The organism is Vibrio sp. Vb0937 (assembly GCF_033338855.1).
Genome location: NZ_JAWOTK010000002.1, coordinates 311,277 through 329,660, shown reverse-complemented (window position 1 = coordinate 329,660; position 18,384 = coordinate 311,277). Strand labels below are relative to the sequence as shown.

The following is an 18,384-nucleotide window of genomic DNA, read 5'->3' as shown; positions in this document are numbered from 1 at the left end:
CGGCTTTGATTAGTTTTTATAGAGAGGTTTGTTCTCATAAAATGAAGCGTTAGGATTTGCGCTGAGCGTTCACAATAAAAAGGAATAACATCTATGGATGAAGTCACATGCCAAGAGACGTATCAAGGAAATCACTTACAGAAGCGTTTTTCCGTCTCGCAAAGGGTCTCAATTGAGCCCCTCAACACGAAACACGCGTCCGCTTTACTAGAGGTTGTGAACACTCACCGAGAGAGCCTTGAGGGTTATCTACCTTGGACGGATTCTGTCACGAATCATAGAGAGGCCGTTAACTACATTTCCCAGCGAGTGAACAGTAACGCGCTGGATTCCCACTGGTGTGCAATTTATTTTGATGAGCAGCTTACGGGTGTTATTGGCATTAAAGGTGTGGATTCACATACGCGTGTTACTGAAATTGGCTACTGGCTTGCCAACAATGGGCGAGGCCATCGTGTGATTGATCAAGTGCTCGCAGTATTGATCCCTTTTTTGAAGCAGAAAGGGCACGCACAATTCATTCAGTTCCATTGTATGGAAGATAACATCGCTAGCATCAATATTGCTGAGCGTGCAGGCGCCACATTAAAAGAATACGTTGATCATGAGTTCGATATGCTTGACCGCTCTCAACGACTAGGCATTTATGAACTACGTTTGATGTAGTATCCACCCCAGAAATATTTTAATCAGAGTTCGAACTCTAACTTCACGAGCGCTACAATAGTAACATTGTTGCGCTCGTGTTAACTTGGGGCGTCATTGGCAGAAACTAGGCTAGGAGAAGCATCATGAACGCAATCACAGAGGTTGAAGTAGATAACTTGTTACAGCAAAGCCTCGAACGCTTAAAAGCGGCATATGCAGCCGAGCCTTATCCTAGTTTGGATGAACGTAAACAGCGCCTCGTTTTGTTAAAAAAATCGCTGCTTGAGAACAAACAAGCGCTGGTTGAAGCGTTAAGTGACGATTTTGGCTATCGCTCAGAATTTGATACCGCCATGACCGACGTTTTGCCAACGGTCTCGCATATTAATTATACCCTCAAACGACTAAAAAAATGGTGTAAACCCAGCAAGCGCGAATCCGGCTTATTGCTCGCACCTTCTAAAGTCACCGTTCAGTATCAACCGTTAGGTGTCGTCGGGATCATTTCACCGTGGAACTTTCCTGTGATTTTGAGCCTTGCGCCTTTAGTGACAGCATTGGCTGCTGGCAACCGCGTGATGATGAAGCTCAGCGAATTTACGCCAAAAACCAATAAAGTCATCGTCGATATTTGCCGTGGGTTGTCTGAGTATGTCGAAGTTTTTGAGGGTGAAGCAGACGTCGCACAAGCATTCAGCCAACTGCCATTCGATCACCTTTTGTTCACGGGTTCTACGAGTGTTGGCCGCGCAGTAGCAAAAGCGGCAGCGGAAAACCTTACCCCGGTGACGTTAGAGTTGGGTGGAAAGTCCCCGGTGATCATTGCAAAAGATGCAGACATGAAGAAAGCCGTTGATGCTATCTTGTTTGGTAAATGCATTAATGCAGGCCAGATTTGTGTCGCGCCTGACTACGCGTTTGTACCGCAAGAACGTGTCGAAGAGTTCATTTCGCTATTCTTAAAACGTTTTGAAAAGCTCTATTTAAAATCCAACAAGAATCAAAAGCTGACCCATATTGTCAACCAACGACAATATGATCGTTTGACTGCGCTACTTGAGGATGCAAAAGCGCAAGGTGCAAACATTCATACTGTTGAAGCGTCGCCCCAAGAGGAACGACTTCTGTATCCTCATTTGGTCACGGACGTGTCGCCGAAAATGCGAATCATGCAAGAGGAGATCTTCGGGCCATTTCTACCAGTCAAGCCCTACAATGCGGTTGATGAAGCGATTGATTACATTAATCAGCGCCAAAGACCACTTGCGCTGTATGTTATGTCGGACGACAAATCGACCATCAAATATATTGTACGCAACACCCACAGTGGTGGCGTCGGCGTTAATGATACGGTTTTACATGTTGGCGCTGAAGATGCGCCTTTTGGTGGCGTTGGTGAATCGGGTATTGGGCATTATCACGGAGAGGAAGGATTCAGAACTTTTAGTCATGCGAAAACCATTCTTCACACACCGAAATGGTTGCCAAGAACGAGCGTATTAATGCGCCGTAGGGCTATGGCGATAAAAGCGATCCAAAAGATCTTTGTTCGATAATAATTATGATTTGATTGATAAAAAACCGCCCGAATAGGCGGTTTTTTGTTTCTATATGCTCTGAAACGCTGGGCACCAAAGTCCGAGAAACTTCCATCGCGTGCTACCAACAAAACAAAGAAAGGCTCTTGTTGAAAGAGCCTTGTTCAGGAAGTGTCGAGAGATCTTGGCAAGTTTAATGCAGAACTTCACTGCTGAATCTTAGATATCTACAGTCGTTCATCAGTTCTTTAAACGCCTTTCGGTCCAGCTTAATCAGAGTTTCATGATCGCCAGCTTCAAGGTAGACATGTTCCAAGTTTGCTAGTCTTTCATCGCAAACTGTCGACATGTGGTAAGGGCTACCAATCGGTGGAATAGCGCCGTGTTCACAATCGGTGAAGAGTCGGTAAACCATACGCTCTTTCACCAAGTGGAAGGTGGCATTAAATTCGTCGTTTAATCGCGACAAACTGATTTTGTTGTTGGCAGGTAAGACCGCCATCATATGACGCCCTTCATGATCCTCTAGAATCACACCTTTTGCGATATTCATTAAAGGCACACCTGCTGCAACACCACTTTGTAGCGAGCTATGACTGTGGCTGTGATTCACGGTTTGAAAGTGAATGTTATGCTCAGTCAAATATTCATCTAATCGGGTTGCAATCGTCATATAGCCTCCACGTGTATGAGACCCATAAAAAGTATAGGTTAGTCGGGCGACAATCGCGCATTTTACTCGGCGACACTGACGCTCTTTACGCTCCTGTTCTACGCTTATTGCAAGCCAGCGAGAAAGCATGGTTAACAATAATAAATAGGGGGCAACATGAGCAAGCCAATCATCGCTGATAACAAGCCGATCAAAGTAGAGTTGAAAGCTGGGCAAGAATATTACTTCTGCCGATGTGGGCGTTCTAAAAATCAACCTTACTGCGATGGGTCTCATTCGGGAACCGGCTTAAAGCCAATGAGCTTTAGTGCGGAAAAAGACGAAGATGCCTATCTCTGCCAATGTAAGCATACCGCCAATGCTCCTTTTTGTGATGGTACACACAAGCGATTTACCGCAGAGCAAGTCGGTAAAGAGGGACCGGAACAAAAGCGAGAGAAAAGAGACAAACCAACGGCGTCTGCTACTCAAGAAGAACCAACCCTCGAGTTTATCCACCAATTAGCGAGAGAAGGACTCTCTAAACTCGGTCATCATGGTCCGATGGCTGCAATGGGGGTTCCTAGGCATTTGCTACCACATTGGGATGCTATACAAATCATGGTGGCGCAAATGGCGACACAACCGTTGTTGGAAGACGTTCCTGTGTCTACCGAGTTGATTGTGGGACCAAACGCGCGTAAGCCGCTCAGACTCGCCATTCCTTTGTTGGTGTCGGACATGAGTTTTGGCGCACTTTCTGAAGAGGCGAAAATTGCACTAGCAAAAGGTGCAGAGTTGGCAGGGACTGGGATTTGCTCTGGTGAGGGTGGCATGTTACCGGAAGAGCAAGCCGCCAATTCACGGTATTTCTATGAGCTTGCTAGTGCTCAATTTGGCTACGACGAATCTAAGCTTCTTAATGTTCAGGCGTTTCACTTCAAAGGCGGGCAAGGAGCAAAAACGGGCACGGGTGGTCATCTGCCTGCAAATAAAAATGTAGGTAAGATCTCTCAGGTGAGAGGCATCCCCGAGGGACAACCAGCGATATCACCACCAACGTTCAAAGATCTTCACACTACTCACGATTTCAGAAAGTTTGCTGACAGAGTTCGTGGCATCACAGGCGGTATTCCAATTGGATTTAAACTCAGTGCCAACCATATTGAGCAAGACATTCAGTTTGCGCTTGATGCTGGGGCTGATTATATCATCTTAGATGGTCGCGGTGGTGGCACGGGTGCGGCGCCAACTATGTTCCGTGATCATATTAGTGTTCCCACCATCCCTGCATTAGCTCGTGCACGTAAGTACTTAGATGAAAAAGGCGTAAGTGACCGCGTCACATTAATCATCACCGGTGGGTTGCGAGTTCCTACGGATTTTGTCAAAGCGTTGGCACTTGGAGCAGACGGAGTAGCGATAGCAAACAGTGCGATGCAATCGATCGGTTGTGTCGCGGCTCGCATCTGCAACACCAATAATTGCCCGGCAGGCATTGCGACACAAAATGCCGATTTGAGGCAGCGTCTCGACGTTGAAAAGTCATCCCAGCAACTGAAAAATTTCTTCGAATCTTCGGTCGAGCTCATGAAAGTCATGGCGAGGGCGTGTGGTCATCACGCTCTGAATGAATTTAGTCATCATGATTTAGCGACCTGGGATCACAACATGGCGAGGCTGTCTGGGATTAAGTATTCAGGTATGGACTTAAACTGATCTCTATCCATATTTTCTGCATATAGGTACATGTTTGATAACAATTATTTATTCGCTGAAATGTTTGAAATTTTGACTTGGCGTTAACTAAAAAAACAGTGTATGAACTACGCTGTTTGAGGTGGATATTCGATTTATTGAATAACAAAGAGTGGTTACCACAACCACGACACGAAGGAGCATTATATGAGCAAAGCAAACGGCGGTTCGGTAGGTAAATGTCCAGTTATGCATGGTGGGCAAACATCTACAGATAAGTCGGTGATGGATTGGTGGCCGAATGCCTTGAACTTAGACATCCTGCATCAACACGACTCCAAAACCAACCCATTTGGTCAGGACTTTAATTACAAAGAAGAACTGAAAAAGCTAGATGTCGAAGCACTTAAAAAAGATTTAAAAGATTTAATGACTGATAGCCAAGACTGGTGGCCTGCCGACTGGGGACACTACGGTGGTTTAATGATCCGAATGGCATGGCATGCAGCGGGCAGTTATCGTATTGCGGATGGCCGTGGCGGTGCTGCTACAGGCAACCAACGCTTTGCTCCTCTCAACTCTTGGCCAGATAACGCCAACCTGGATAAGGCTCGACGCCTTTTATGGCCAATCAAGAAAAAATATGGCAACAAACTAAGTTGGGCAGACCTGATTGTCCTTGCCGGTAACATGGCGTACGAATCCATGGGCTTTAAGACCTTTGGCTTTGCGTTTGGACGAGAGGACATCTGGCACCCAGAAAAAGACACTTACTGGGGCTCTGAGCAAGAATGGTTAGCCACAAGTGACGCTGATAACAGCCGCTACTCTGGTGAGCGAGATTTAGAAAACCCGCTTGCTGCGGTAATGATGGGTCTTATCTATGTGAACCCTGAAGGGGTAGACGGTAACCCAGATCCTCTCAAAACAGCGCATGACATGCGAGTGACCTTTGCGCGAATGGCTATGAACGATGAAGAAACCGTCGCGCTCACAGCTGGTGGTCACACGGTGGGTAAGTGTCATGGTAATGGTGATGCCGCAAACCTTGGCCCAGAGCCCGAAGCAGCAGACGTTCATGAGCAAGGTCTTGGCTGGATTAATCACAAAACACGTGGCATTGGCCGTGACACGGTAACGAGTGGTATTGAAGGTGCTTGGACAACACACCCTACACAATGGGATTACGGATACTTCCACCTACTATTTAAGTATGACTGGGAACTGAAAAAGAGCCCAGCAGGTGCATGGCAATGGGAGCCAATCGACATTGAAGAAGAAGACAAGCCTGTCGATGTTGAAGACGGTTCTAAGCGCTACAATCCAATCATGACCGACGCCGATATGGCGCTCAAAATGGACCCTGAATATCGCAAGATTGCAGAAAAGTTCCAAAATGACCCAGCGTACTTTGATGACGTTTTTGCTCGTGCCTGGTTTAAGTTGACACACCGCGATCTAGGACCAAAATCATGTTATTTCGGACCTGATGTGCCAAGCGAAGATCTTATTTGGCAAGACCCAACGCCTGCAGGTAAGACAGACTACGATGTCGATTTAGTGAAAACAAAAATCGAAGCAAGTGGCCTATCCATTAGTGAGTTAGTCAGTACGGCGTGGGATAGCGCGCGTACTTACCGTGGCTCTGACCGCCGAGGCGGCGCAAATGGCGCGAGAATTCGCTTGGCTCCGCAAAAAGATTGGCAAGGGAACGAACCTGAACGTCTAAGCCGTGTTCTTGCTGTGCTAGAAAAAATAGCAGCAGAAGAGGGCTGTAGTGTTGCAGACGCTATCGTGCTTGCTGGAAACGTAGGTATTGAACTGGCTGCGCGTGCCGCAGGTCATGATGTTTCCGTGCCATTCGCGCCAGGCCGAGGTGATGCCACCCAAGAGATGACGGATGTGGAATCGTTCGAAGTACTTGAGCCTGTTGCTGACGGTTTCCGAAATTGGTTGAAGAAAGACTACGCGGTTAAGCCAGAAGAGCTTTTATTAGATCGTGCTCAGCTTATAGGGCTAACGGCGCCAGAAATGACGGTACTTATCGGTGGTATGCGCGTTCTAGGCAGTAACTACGGCGGTGGAAAAGAGGGCGTATTTACTGACCGAGTAGGCACTTTGTCGAATGATTTCTTCGTGAACCTTACTGACATGGCATATACGTGGAAACCAGTGAGTGCTAATCAATATGAAATCCGTGATCGTAAAACCGACGCTGTGAAGTGGACGGCTACTCGAGTGGATCTTGTCTTTGGTTCAAACTCGATCCTGCGTTCGTATGCGGAAGTGTATGCGCAAGATGATAATCAGGAAAAATTCATCCATGACTTCATCGCCGCATGGACGAAAGTCATGAACGCGGATCGTTTTGACTTGCAATAAGTGAAACGATGCCCGTCGGTAGATGGGTTGATGAATAAGTAAGAGAGGCGGGCGAAAAGCTCGCCTTTTTCTTTACCTATCTTTTTACTTTGATTGTTACTTTGATTGAAAGTTAAGCTCATTTGAACCATAATAAGTGGACCATATGAACCATAGGAGCTTGATATGGCAACTGCAGCATTAAAAAGCTTCAAACCGAAACAACCTCATAAAGCCAATTTCTGGTTTATGTTGGGTATTGAAGACGCTGAAACAGGTCGCACTGATGCGGTTCACAAAGGCTTTGAGCCAAAGGTGTATCGCAATATTGTTGAGCGTGTGAAGCTTTCTCAGAGTGAGTTTCAAAACGTCACATTGATACCTGTTAGCACGATCAAGCGTCGTCTAAAAAACGATGAACGCTTCAATACGCAAGAAAGTGATGCAATCTATCGATTAGCGATGTTATTGAAACTCGCGACAGAACTGTTTGACGACGAAGAGCGCGCGTTAAAATGGATGAGAGAGAATGTGTATGGCTTAGGTGGAAAACGTCCACTTGATATGGTCTCGACCACGGTGGATTTTGAAATCGTAAAAGATTTGATCGGCCGTTTAGAGCACGGGGTATTCTCGTAATATGAAGCTCTATCGTCTCACACAAAAGAAATTTGCTGACACGCCATTCAGCCCCGTTGGCGCAAAGTTATTTGGAGGGCGATGGAACTCAAAAGGAACCGAAGCCCTCTACTTCTCTGAATCGGAATCCCTTTGCTCGTTGGAAGTATTTGTTCACGTAAACAACGATCCTGCTATCACCAAACTTTACGATTTATATCGTATTGAAATGCCAGAATACCTCATCGCCACCTTAGATGAAGAAGATCTCCCTGTGACGTGGCGAGCAATACCGGCGAGCGAGTCTACGCAGTACATTGGTGACCAGTTTCTCAATGATCCTCATCCAGAGTTTGCCGCGCTGCAAGTGCCTTCAACGATTTCACCTCGTGATAAAAACTACGTGGTGAATCCAAATCATCCCAAAATGAAAGAGATCATCAAGAAAGCCGAAAAGCTCGATTTCGCGTTTGATCCGCGCATTTTCAAATAGACGCCTAGCTTTGTCTTGCTTTAAAGCATTCAGCGCTTACCTGAGATAAACGCTGAAGCATAAAAGTTTATTTCCTTGGTTATTGTCGGTCGTAAGTGAACTGTTGCGCTTCATTTGTAGTGTTGAGGTAATGCCCAAGCACCAACTCAGCACCTTTGTAAGATAAATGGCTGTCATCCGTATACATCGCATTGTTTGCTCCAACTCTCATTCGACATACGCCATTTCTGCAAATGGCATCGGTCAAGTCGACAAACTCAACGTGCTCAAATTGCTCAAAGTAGTTCACTAACTTCGCCACGTTTTGAGGGTGATGTTGTTTGGGAGAAAAGTCGCAGGCAGACTCTTCTGTCTCGCCAAACAAACGCGCTTTCCAAAGGCATTCTCCTACCGCAAACGGTGCAGAAGGGGTTGGACCGAAAACGACCACTTCCTTTCCTTTCAGTTCATTCAATAATTTGGTTAATGATGCTTCATAATCGGCTTGTGAAAGCTCTTTATTGAAATTAGAAGAGATAACAACGCGACGAATGGAAGGGGTACTTAGAATTGTATCGACAGCCTCATTGAAGAACTGTCGGCAAGAAATTGAGCCAGCAGCTTCTAGGATGTCGACATAACCGACCGCACAGGAATCTTGAGTAAGTTGCACCACGCCAGTTGGTGTTACTTCGGATAGACGCTTCACGTAAACCATGCTGTGACTATTGCCTAACACAGCGATGGCGGGCTGCGGCGCAGACGAGCACACATCGTTAACGTTGGTGTTGCCGTTGCAATCTAAACCATAACCGTTGTTAACGCGCATGGCCTCGAAAAATGCGCTTCTTTCTGGAAAACCACCGTTTTGATGACCGATAACGCCGAGCGTTAGCAAGGGCAACGTCAACAACACAATAACCGCGGACACAGTGCGCATGCTCATGGCTTTTCGGCTACGGAACGGCTTTTCAATAAAGCGCCAAGTGAAGTAAGAAAGTACAAAAAGAGTGACAACGTAAAGTGGGATATTGATGTCTTGTGTTGTGTCCAACACGTAGCGGTAAAAGACAAATAATGGAATGTGCCACAAGTATAAGCTGTAGCTGATTAAGCCGACGAACACGACCCACTTTAGACTCAGTAATCTACCGCAGACATTGTCTTTAGAGGCAAACAAAATCACCAACGCGCTACCGATGACCGGCACCAGCAGCGTAATGCCCGCGCCATCTTGCGATTTTTCAAACAAAAGCGCGGAAGCCAATATCAAAACGATGCCAATGGTTGCTAGAGTATCGTTAGATTGAACTTGGACTTTTCTCATCACTAATGCGAGTAATGAACCGGTTGCCAGCTCCCAAGCGCGAGAGAAGATCATGTAAAAAGCGAAATCAGGATCGTTGCTCGCGTAGACAATAGTCATCAAACTCAGCACAAATACCGTGATAAAAAAAGTCAGGTAAAACGCGTTTTTGCCACGAGCGAGTAGCATGAGTAGCAAAGGAATGACAATGTAGTATTGTTCTTCAACGCCCAAGCTCCATGTGTGGAACAGCGGGTTGGCTTGATCTTCTAAACCGAAGTAATTGTGGCCTTTCAAATACAGAAGAATGTTGGATGAGGAAAGAATGGAAGATACTGCAAACTGACCAACGTCTTTGTGTGCTTGCGGCAAAAATAGCCACCAAGACATCAAATAGCTGACGGCGATCACCACCAGTAAGAGGGGGAGTATGCGACGAATGCGTCGCTCATAAAAATCACCAAGGCTGAACTTCTGGTTTTCTAAGTCGTTAATCACGATGGTGGTGATCAAATAGCCGCTGATCACAAAAAACACGTCGACGCCAATAAAGCCACCAGCGAATTGCTCAACTCCTGCATGAAACAAAATCACCAACGTGACAGCAATCGCCCTTAATCCGTCTACTTCTGCTCTGTAAGTCATATCGTGTTGCTCCAACATTCCGTTTAATGAAGTAGAGCAAAATATGAACCAGAAATAATGTTTATTTAAATCAGTGTCTTAAAGTGATTGTCAAAATGAAAATGCTAGGTGGGTTAACGAATTCCCAAATTGAATTTCAATATGGAAACCCCATAAAGAATGATCTTAAGAAGCGCTAAATCAAAGAACGTAAAGCGCGAGGCACTTAGACTTCATTGAAAATGATTACGCTAAAGAAACGATGACAGAGAATACGATTCAGGAAAAAATTGCCAGCTTTACTTGTATCGAAGAGGCTTTGAATTACTTCGACATCGAGTTTGATAGCCGGTTTATCGAAAACAATCGAACCGAGTTGGTTAAGAGGTTTCACGGCTACTTAATCCTCACTAAACCGGATGATTGGTTTTCAGGTCGTCGTGCTTTAAAGAATGCTTACTGTAAAGTACAACGCAGTTTGCTCAGTAAAAAGACGCGCTCTGCGTGTCGAGGTTGTACATCTTGTCAAAGACGTTAATTCTGATGGCTTGCCTAAAAAGAACCCTGCATCTTGGCGTTACAGGGGGAAGAGCAAGGTTCTTTTGGTTTCGCTATTGGTTTGTCGCGAGTTGCGAATCAGCTTTACGTAGATGAATTAACCCGCGTGGTACGCAGGGTAGTCCACCAAGCCTTTTTCACCGCCGCCGAACAATGTGGCAGGGTCATGTTCTGCCAGCGGATAGCCATGCTTGATGCGGCTTGGTAAGTCTGGGTTTGCAACAAACGGACGGCCAAAGCCAATCATGTCGGCTAAACCACTTTCAATCGCGTGTTGCGCCTTTTCTGCGTTGTAACGACCGGCATAGATCAGTGTGCCTTTATACGCCTCACGAACTGCGGTTTTAAAGTCGTGCGGAGTGTCTGGCGCGTCGTCCCAATCCACTTCTGCAATGTGAATGTAAACCACATTGAGTTTATCAAGCAGCGCTGCAGCGGCGGTGTAGGTTTCGACTGGCGTACTATCAACGGTGCCATTTAACGAAGTGAATGGTGCAAGACGAACACCAACACGCTCAGCGCCAATAGCTTGCGTCATCGCTTCTATCACTTCACCAAGAAAACGCAGACGGTTTTCAATAGAGCCACCGTATTCATCGGTGCGGTTATTCGCTTCAGAATCGATAAACTGGTTAACCAAGTAGCCATTCGCTGCATGAAGCTCGATACCATCGAATCCGGCTTCTATCGCGTTTAGTGCGGCTTGGCGGTACTCTTCAATAACGTTCTTGATGTCTTGTTTGGTCATTTCACGTGGCTCAACCACGTCGACAAAGCCCGGTTCGTCTGTGCCGTTATCGACAAATACTTTCACGTTTTCTGCTTTTAGCGCAGAAGAAGAAATAGGTTGCTCACCGCCAATGTTATCAGGGTGAGTCACACGACCAACGTGCCACAATTGCGCGAAGATAGTGCCGCCTTTCTCGTGCACTGCATCAGTTACTTTTTTCCAGCCAGCAATTTGCTCTGGGCTGTAAATGCCTGGTGTCCATGCATAGCCTTGACCCATTGGCGAAATTTGTGTGCCTTCAGCAACGATTAGGCCCGCTTCAGCACGTTGAGCATAGTAGGTCGCCATCATGTCGTTAGCGATATTACCTGGTTGAGAAGCACGAGAACGCGTCATCGGAGGCATAACGATACGGTTTTTTAATGAGAGAGAGCCAAGTTGAATGGGTTGAAATAATGCGTCTGTCATAGGAAACCTCGTTATTTTTGAGTTTGGATGAGCTCGATTTGGTAACCATCGGGATCTTTAATGAACGCGATGTGAGTTTCTCCGCCTTTCATTGGACCTGGCTCGCGAGTAACGTTGCCACCAAGCGCTTTAATTTTTTCGCAAGCGGCGTAAATATCTTCAGACCCCAGTGCCATGTGTCCGAATGCGTTACCCAAGTCGTAACTGTCGGTATCCCAGTTATAAGTTAGCTCGATGGTCGCGCCATCTGGTTGATCAGGGTTACCAACAAACACCAGTGAGTAACGGTATTCTTGGTTTTCAAAACGATCCAAAACACTCATTCCCAGAACTTTTGTATAAAATTCGATAGATTTGTCTAGGTCAGCTACACGGATCATCGTGTGGAGAAACTTCATAAGTCGCCTTTTTATAACGTTGCGTAATCACTATGCAAACCATATCGCCACTCTAAATAAACTAGAAATTATCGTTAATTATTAAAATGATTATTTAGTGTTATGAAAAGCGAGGTTGCTGGCCCTGCAACATGCAAACAAAGATTACTCGCCGTTTCTTTTTAATTGTTGGCATATGCTAATTACTCTTTTGAGAAACCGAGTAACTATCATGTCTACAAACAGCTATTGTCATTACACTCACGAATCTCATCATCAATGTGCGGTTTGTTCTTCAATTAATGTGAATCCGAACTCTTTGGCCGTGAACTACCAATACCTAGCCGATGGTTCTGTTGTCGGAGAGTTTCACGTTTTATCGCGTCATCAAGGTTACACAGACCTGTTGCATGGTGGTATTGCCAGTTCGCTTCTCGATGGTGCAATGACGCATTGTTTGTTATCTAGAGACATTCAAGCCCTTACGGCGCAGTTGGATGTGCGCTACCATGCACCTATTCAGTTAGATGATCGAGTCACGATTACTGCACACTGTGAAGGTGAACGACGCGGTATATATCAACTGGTGGCTCAATTGCGGGTCGAAAGCGAAGTTAGAGTGACGGCTAAAGGGAAGTTTATTCGTCCTAAAAAGGCATAAATAAAAACGTGTTCTACGGAGAGGCAATGAAGAAATTTGATGAGCTGTATGCAATTGCGACGAGAAAATCTCAATATGACCAAACCAACACTTGGTTTAAAGGCGTAGAGACTTATCTGGAGGCCATTGGCAAAGAAGTTGATGAAGTCCGCGAAGAGATTCGTGAGGATCGCCTTTGTCATTTGGAAGACGAGTTAGGCGATGTGTTGTGGAACTATCTTAACGTATTAAAAGCGCTGGAAAGAGAAAAGGGCATAGATCCTGAGAAAGTACTCGAAAGAGCCTGCAACAAATACGATCAGCGTGTATCTGCGATTGAGTCGGGACGCAGTTGGGATGAGATAAAACAGCAGCAGAAACAAGCCTTGAACGCAGAGCATGAAGCCGCGCAGTTAGAAGATGTAAAGAGCCAATAACTGCGCTTGGTATTGAAAGGGTTGGTTAATAGGGAATACCTAGTCAGCCCTTGGAACTGTTGACCAACAGTAGGTCACAAGGTGGTTGATCAAGTAACGTGTCTACAGTGCTGCCAGACCAAAATTGAGATGACATGCTTCGTTTACATGCCCCCATAATCAAAATCGCTGCTTGTGATTGCTTAACTGCTTTTGGTAACGCCGTTTCAGGGTTTCCTTCCGGTAATAGTAATGGAACTCGCGTTAACTTTTGCGCACTAATAAAATCTGTAATGCCTGCTTTTTGATTGCTTAATATCTCTGCACGATAGCGAGAGAGGTATGGCGCGACGTATCGGCAGTAAACGAGCGTCATTTTCCCGCTTAAGGTTTGTTCTAATTTTGAGCCTCGCGAGACGATGGCTTTATCTACTATCGACTTTTCATCCCCTCGATGAAGTGGGTCGATTGCACAAAGCATGTTGGCGTGAGAAGGCCATGACCGCTCACTCAGTAGCAACAAGTCGCAATCTTGTTGTGCTAGTTCTGTTAGCATCGTTTGAATCTCGTGTTTGTTAAAGTGTCCCACGAGCAGTAAGTCAGTGTGGTCAACAAGTCGTTTCGCAACTTGCTCAACCCAATGGCTCCCTTTGAAATGTTCGTAAGAGAGCGTTGGTGTTTCAAGCTCTTCTTCTTCACAAAGTTCGACAATTAATGCGTTGAACTTTAAGGTCCAAGCTTCAAACTCAGCTTGTCTTTTTTCTATATGGTCAGAGTTGAAACTGAGAAAATGAGCGAATGCGTGATCTTCACTTCGGCGATGGTCTTCCACTAAAACTACAATAGGCTGAGCCAGCGCTGTCGAAAATTGAATCACTTTACGAAGCACCTTACGACTTGGTAAGGCGGCCTGCTGAGTCAGAAAAAATACAGGTGCCATTGATTACTCCATTATCAAACAAGGCGAATGAGCCTGACACACATTCAAGTCTATACCATGAACTGATGCAGAGGCGTTTTGTTTCTGCGAGCGAAATATAAATTCCGCAATTAAGTCAACTATCGCCTAGAATTTTAACATCAAGAATTCATGCCTTCGGATAGCACATATCGTCAATGCGGCGAATGTGGTAGTGAAAGCTATAGGTAAAAGTAATGATAGATTCCAACCAATTGCAAATTAACCGCAAAGTGCCACATTTGCTTGCTGAGATCATTAAAGCGATAGAATCGACCGAAGACTTGAGCTTTTTGAAAGACTATCAAGAAGCACAGATTGCGAACATTTTGGAATCGGTCAACATTGCTTACCGTAAACGTGTCATAGAAGCAGTGCCGCCTGAGAAGTATTGGACGGTATTGAATTTGCTCCGATACGACACCGCCAAGCACATTCATCAATCACTCAATAAAGAATTACAACATGAACGCTTGGCGTACATAACGGATTCAGAACTGATCATCTTTGCGGACTTTCTACCGACCGAATTTGTAGATGAATACCTTATTGATCAAAGTGAAGAGTCTGTCGCGCATATCCAACAAGCATTGTCGTATGAAGACAACAAAGTTGGACGTTATGCCGAGCCTCACTTTCTGGTCGCAAACCCTAAAAACAGCGTAGGAGGCATAAAAACCGAGCTGCTAAAACGCGGGCAAAGTCCTGTGCGGTTGATTATTGTGCGTGATGCAAGTGGTGTGATTGGTACGATAGAGCCGCATACCCTGTTGCTGCACGAAAATCATATCAAACTTACCGACTTGACCGTAGTTACGCCAATTCTAGAAGATATTCAAACGATTCAAAGCGTCAGCAAACAAGTCTCGATTGATGGTGGAGCACATTGGTTTCCTATCATGGCTGGTGGCAAAATTATGGGCGTCTTGTCGATGGCGACCATCGCGATTACCTTGCGTGAACTCAGCCTACAAGCTGTAGTGGCAGAAAACGTACGAAGCGAAGAAGATTTGTTTACACCATTAAGCGTGGCGACAAGGCTAAGAGCACTTTGGTTGGTGATTAACTTGCTGACCGCTTTCGTAGCCTCCGCCATCATTGGGCTTTTTGATAATGTGGTCGAGCAAGTCGTTGCGCTTGCGATCTTAATGCCTGTCGTGGCGAGCATGGGCGGCATCGCGGGTAGCCAAACCTTAGCGGTGGCCATTCGAGGTATCGCACTAAACCACTTGCACCAAAGTAACTTGAAGCTATTGGTGAATAAGGAATTAAAAATCGCCACCATTAATGGGTTAATTATGGGATTGGTGATCGCGGGTGTCGTTTACATGGTGTTTGACTCTTTGCCATTGGCGCTTATTATTTGCTGTGCCATTTTCCTCAATAGTTTGGCGGCCGCGGCATCGGGTACGTTGATACCATTCACGTTGAAAAAGTTTAACATTGACCCCGCCGTGGCTGGCTCGGTAGTATTGACGACTGTTACCGATGTCGTTGGTTTCTTTGCGTTCTTAGGCTTAGGTGCCATTTTCTTGATATAGATATCCAATTGACGCGTTAACTAGCAGAACCAATCGCACCATTTCCCAACCCAGTATTTTGGGCGAGCTTGCTTCACTCAGCATTCCTCCGTTTTCCATAACCGATGAACACGTCGTTTCGGTTCTTACTTTGTATATCTCTTCACTGCCCAGTTCTATTCCCCAAATTTCCCACTACCGATCTCGCTTAACGCTGGCGTGCCAAATGCCAATTTCAAACGCCAGATGATGCCCATTTTCTTGGCTGTACACGCATTACTTCACTCAAACAAAAAATAAGGAAACAATTTTGAATAAACTCATCGTATTCACTGGTGGTCCCGGTGCAGGGAAAACTTCGGTAATCGAACAGCTAAAAACACAAGGCTTTATCTGCGCGCCAGAAACCGGTCGTCACGTGATACAAACGCAGGTTGCCAATCACGGTTCAGCATTACCTTGGAATGACAAACAAGCTTTTCGAGACGAAATGATGAAGGCAGAAGTGAGCAATTACCGAGCTTTCAATGCCCACCAAGGGGACGTGTTTTTTGATCGCAGTATTGTGGACGTATATGGCTACAGTAAGTTGGAACAACTTCCAATCTCGCATGAGCTCATCACGCATTGCCAGATGCTTCGTTATCATTCTCAAGTATTCATTTTTCCACCGTGGACGTCGATATTCAGCAACGACGAAGAGCGAAAGCAAGATTTTTCTGAAGCGGTCGCCACGTATCAACAGATGGTCGATGCATACCACAAGTTTGGTTATCAATTGATCGAAGTGCCCAAAATGTCAGTCGAAGACAGAGTAGCGTTTATTCTCGGCTCAGTTATCGAACAAGGCTGAAAGATGATTGATGCAAACAAATGCGTAAGGCGATTGTGAGCACGACAACAATATGCGTAAAGGGAGTTATTTATACTGGATAAAATTCAATAACTTAATTGAGTGTTATGTCTTTTAAATATCTTACCTTATTGCTCGCAACGACGAGCATGAGCAGCTTTGCTGATGTAGGCCTGCCTTCGGGGGATGATTGGTTAAACCATGTGACGAATGGCCTAGCCCCATATTGGATGATGGAAAGCGCGCATGGACAACCTGCGGGGAATTTTCCGACATTTCGTTGTGATAACGGTGTCATTCTCGACCCACAAAAGCCGTGTGAAGAATTAAACAAAGGGTGGATTAGCCCGCACTTCGATCGCGAATACACCCGCATGAAATCGCGCCAAACTTACGCTTATGGCGTACTTTTTCATCTTACGGGTGACAAGCAAGCATTAGAGCTGGCAAAGAAAGGGGCTTATTACCTGATTGATCATCTACAAGATGAGAAAAACGGCGGCTTTGTGAGCTTTACGCGTAGTGGAAAACCGGGGATGGAGTGGCAACAACGAACTTCTCAAGACCAAGCTTACGCCTTGGTGGGGTTGGCGATGTACTACTACTTAACGCAAGATCCAAAGGTCGAACAAGCGCTTATCGACCAGCAAGCGTTTATATTTAAACAATACCGACGAAGCGATGATCGCGGTCTGGCGTGGGTTTTGAAAGATGGTGATGGGGAAAGTGAGAAGCAGCAAGAGTTAGTCGCTCAACTTGACCAAATTAATGGCTACCTGTTGTTAATGACGCCACTTTTACCAGCGCCAGCGCAAGCCAAGTGGAAGCAAGATCTGCAATGGCTGACGCAAGTGATGCTAGATAACTACCATTCCGTCAAAGAGCAGCGCTTTTATGGCGCGATACACCACAAAGCGGTAATGATGCCAGATGCGAAACACAATGATTTTGGACACACCATCAAAGCGTATTGGATGACGTATCTCACTGGTCAGTTGTTGGAAAATTCCAATTGGACAGAGTTTGGTTTCAAAGGAATGAAACACACGCTTAAGCAAGCGCAATACCAGCAAAACTTTGAGCAAGTCAAAGCGCTTTTCTCACCAGAATGGCAGAGTAAATGGACGCAAGAGAGCATTCCTGCTTGGCAATCAAGACCATACAAGCACTATAGCTCGTCTTGGGAATGGGCAGAGCTCGATCAAGCGGCAATGACAGTTTCTCTTGTCGATGGTTCGATGAAAGAAACGCTTCAATACACGTTACCCACTTTTATGGACGTATGGGTGGATCATCAATATGGAGGAGTCGGTCTGAGTCCTAAATCAACCAAAGCGTTCCATTGGGGAAATGGTTACCACCAGTTTGAACATGCGTTGGTCGGGTATTTGTACGCGCAACAAATGGCAAAACAGCCCGCCAAGCTTTACTACGCGCGACTAGCCGAGAGTAAAATGCCACTTAATCCATATTACTTTAGCGCAGACGTAAAATCGTTGTCGTCACAAAGTGATGGAGTCACCATCGCGACATTCACCAATATTCGACCTTAGGTTGGTCGATGGTGATGTGTTGGCTAAAGTCCGCGTAAAAGCCAATAAAATCCTCCGACAGCAAGTGCGACTATTAGCTATCTAGGTCTGTCACTAGATAAGCTTCAAGCAATAATGGTGCAGGTAATGCCCACGGGGCGCTTACAAAAAGCCGTCAGAACCACTGGTTTTGACAGCTTTTTATTCTATGACAGGTAGAGGCTTCAATTTTCAGCGCGATAGGTCCATGAAAACTTAAGTGAGATTCCAATCACGTCGCATGATCTCACTAGTGTCATTGGAAATAAATGAATTGTTTCTGATACATAGAACGTATTAACATGGTTGCACTGGGCCCATATGAGTAAACTTATTGAATATACAATTTGAGAGAGAGGGTTTAGTTATTAAAAAT

The 18,384-nt window shown here is 45.5% G+C and carries 17 protein-coding genes; 12 read left to right on the top strand and 5 right to left on the bottom strand.

Annotation, left to right across the window (positions count from 1 at the left end; genetic code table 11):
* Positions 1-93: 93 nt before the first annotated feature.
* A complete protein-coding gene (locus tag R7P67_RS05040; RefSeq protein WP_047101443.1) occupies positions 94-666 on the top strand; it encodes a GNAT family N-acetyltransferase in 573 nt (190 codons plus the stop codon).
* A 125-nt stretch (positions 667-791) separates the two neighbouring features.
* Positions 792-2,204: a coniferyl aldehyde dehydrogenase gene (locus R7P67_RS05035; protein WP_005390037.1), complete on the top strand. Its 1,413-nt coding sequence runs from the start codon at positions 792-794 to the stop codon at positions 2,202-2,204.
* Between the two features lie 175 nt (positions 2,205-2,379).
* Here R7P67_RS05035 and R7P67_RS05030 read toward each other — a convergent pair whose 3' ends face one another.
* Positions 2,380-2,859: an aminoacyl-tRNA deacylase gene (locus R7P67_RS05030; protein ID WP_005376501.1), complete on the bottom strand. Its 480-nt coding sequence runs from the start codon at positions 2,857-2,859 to the stop codon at positions 2,380-2,382.
* A 156-nt stretch (positions 2,860-3,015) separates the two neighbouring features.
* On the opposite strand from R7P67_RS05030, the gene R7P67_RS05025 reads away from it, so the two are divergent.
* From R7P67_RS05025 to R7P67_RS05010, 4 genes are all read left to right on the top strand, one after another.
* Positions 3,016-4,557, top strand: coding sequence for a glutamate synthase-related protein (locus R7P67_RS05025; RefSeq protein WP_064354734.1), 1,542 nt, complete (start codon positions 3,016-3,018; stop codon positions 4,555-4,557).
* Positions 4,558-4,743: 186 nt separating this feature from the next.
* Positions 4,744-6,918 (top strand): catalase/peroxidase HPI, encoded by a 2,175-nt coding sequence (gene katG, locus R7P67_RS05020; RefSeq protein ID WP_262653593.1) that lies wholly within the window; start codon positions 4,744-4,746, stop codon positions 6,916-6,918.
* Positions 6,919-7,083: 165 nt separating this feature from the next.
* Complete coding sequence (locus R7P67_RS05015; RefSeq protein WP_017820987.1) at positions 7,084-7,536, top strand: antitoxin Xre/MbcA/ParS toxin-binding domain-containing protein; 453 nt, start codon at positions 7,084-7,086, stop codon at positions 7,534-7,536.
* A gap of 1 nt (position 7,537) precedes the next feature.
* Complete coding sequence (locus R7P67_RS05010; protein ID WP_005376497.1) at positions 7,538-8,008, top strand: RES family NAD+ phosphorylase; 471 nt, start codon at positions 7,538-7,540, stop codon at positions 8,006-8,008.
* A gap of 79 nt (positions 8,009-8,087) precedes the next feature.
* Here the strand turns inward: R7P67_RS05010 and R7P67_RS05005 are convergent, their stop codons facing one another.
* On the bottom strand, positions 8,088-9,938 hold the full coding sequence (locus tag R7P67_RS05005; RefSeq protein WP_213899956.1) for an acyltransferase family protein: 1,851 nt from the start codon (positions 9,936-9,938) through the stop codon (positions 8,088-8,090).
* A gap of 241 nt (positions 9,939-10,179) precedes the next feature.
* Here R7P67_RS05005 and R7P67_RS05000 point away from each other — a divergent pair, with 241 nt between their 5' ends.
* Complete coding sequence (locus tag R7P67_RS05000) at positions 10,180-10,455, top strand: nitrogenase-stabilizing/protective protein NifW (RefSeq protein ID WP_033906505.1); 276 nt, start codon at positions 10,180-10,182, stop codon at positions 10,453-10,455.
* Between the two features lie 117 nt (positions 10,456-10,572).
* Here the strand turns inward: R7P67_RS05000 and R7P67_RS04995 are convergent, their stop codons facing one another.
* Positions 10,573-11,673 carry an alkene reductase gene (locus tag R7P67_RS04995; RefSeq protein ID WP_213967537.1) on the bottom strand — a complete coding sequence of 367 codons (1,101 nt, stop codon included), beginning with the start codon at positions 11,671-11,673 and terminating at the stop codon, positions 10,573-10,575.
* An 11-nt stretch (positions 11,674-11,684) separates the two neighbouring features.
* Positions 11,685-12,071 (bottom strand): lactoylglutathione lyase, encoded by a 387-nt coding sequence (gloA, locus tag R7P67_RS04990; RefSeq protein WP_005376490.1) that lies wholly within the window; start codon positions 12,069-12,071, stop codon positions 11,685-11,687.
* A 211-nt stretch (positions 12,072-12,282) separates the two neighbouring features.
* Here gloA and R7P67_RS04985 point away from each other — a divergent pair, with 211 nt between their 5' ends.
* Together R7P67_RS04985 and R7P67_RS04980 are read left to right on the top strand one after the other, a co-directional pair.
* Positions 12,283-12,711: a PaaI family thioesterase gene (locus R7P67_RS04985; protein ID WP_054702670.1), complete on the top strand. Its 429-nt coding sequence runs from the start codon at positions 12,283-12,285 to the stop codon at positions 12,709-12,711.
* 26 nt (positions 12,712-12,737) lie between these two features.
* Positions 12,738-13,127 (top strand): MazG nucleotide pyrophosphohydrolase domain-containing protein, encoded by a 390-nt coding sequence (locus R7P67_RS04980; protein WP_005376487.1) that lies wholly within the window; start codon positions 12,738-12,740, stop codon positions 13,125-13,127.
* 43 nt (positions 13,128-13,170) lie between these two features.
* On the opposite strand, the gene R7P67_RS04975 is transcribed toward R7P67_RS04980, so the two are convergent.
* Complete coding sequence (locus R7P67_RS04975; protein WP_025767825.1) at positions 13,171-14,046, bottom strand: universal stress protein; 876 nt, start codon at positions 14,044-14,046, stop codon at positions 13,171-13,173.
* Positions 14,047-14,261: 215 nt separating this feature from the next.
* Here R7P67_RS04975 and R7P67_RS04970 point away from each other — a divergent pair, with 215 nt between their 5' ends.
* From R7P67_RS04970 to R7P67_RS04960, 3 genes are all read left to right on the top strand, one after another.
* Positions 14,262-15,605: a magnesium transporter gene (locus R7P67_RS04970; protein WP_047101467.1), complete on the top strand. Its 1,344-nt coding sequence runs from the start codon at positions 14,262-14,264 to the stop codon at positions 15,603-15,605.
* 289 nt (positions 15,606-15,894) lie between these two features.
* Positions 15,895-16,437 carry an AAA family ATPase gene (locus R7P67_RS04965; protein WP_238967214.1) on the top strand — a complete coding sequence of 181 codons (543 nt, stop codon included), beginning with the start codon at positions 15,895-15,897 and terminating at the stop codon, positions 16,435-16,437.
* 107 nt (positions 16,438-16,544) lie between these two features.
* Complete coding sequence (locus tag R7P67_RS04960) at positions 16,545-17,990, top strand: AGE family epimerase/isomerase (protein WP_262653595.1); 1,446 nt, start codon at positions 16,545-16,547, stop codon at positions 17,988-17,990.
* The last annotated feature ends 394 nt before the right edge of the window (positions 17,991-18,384 follow it).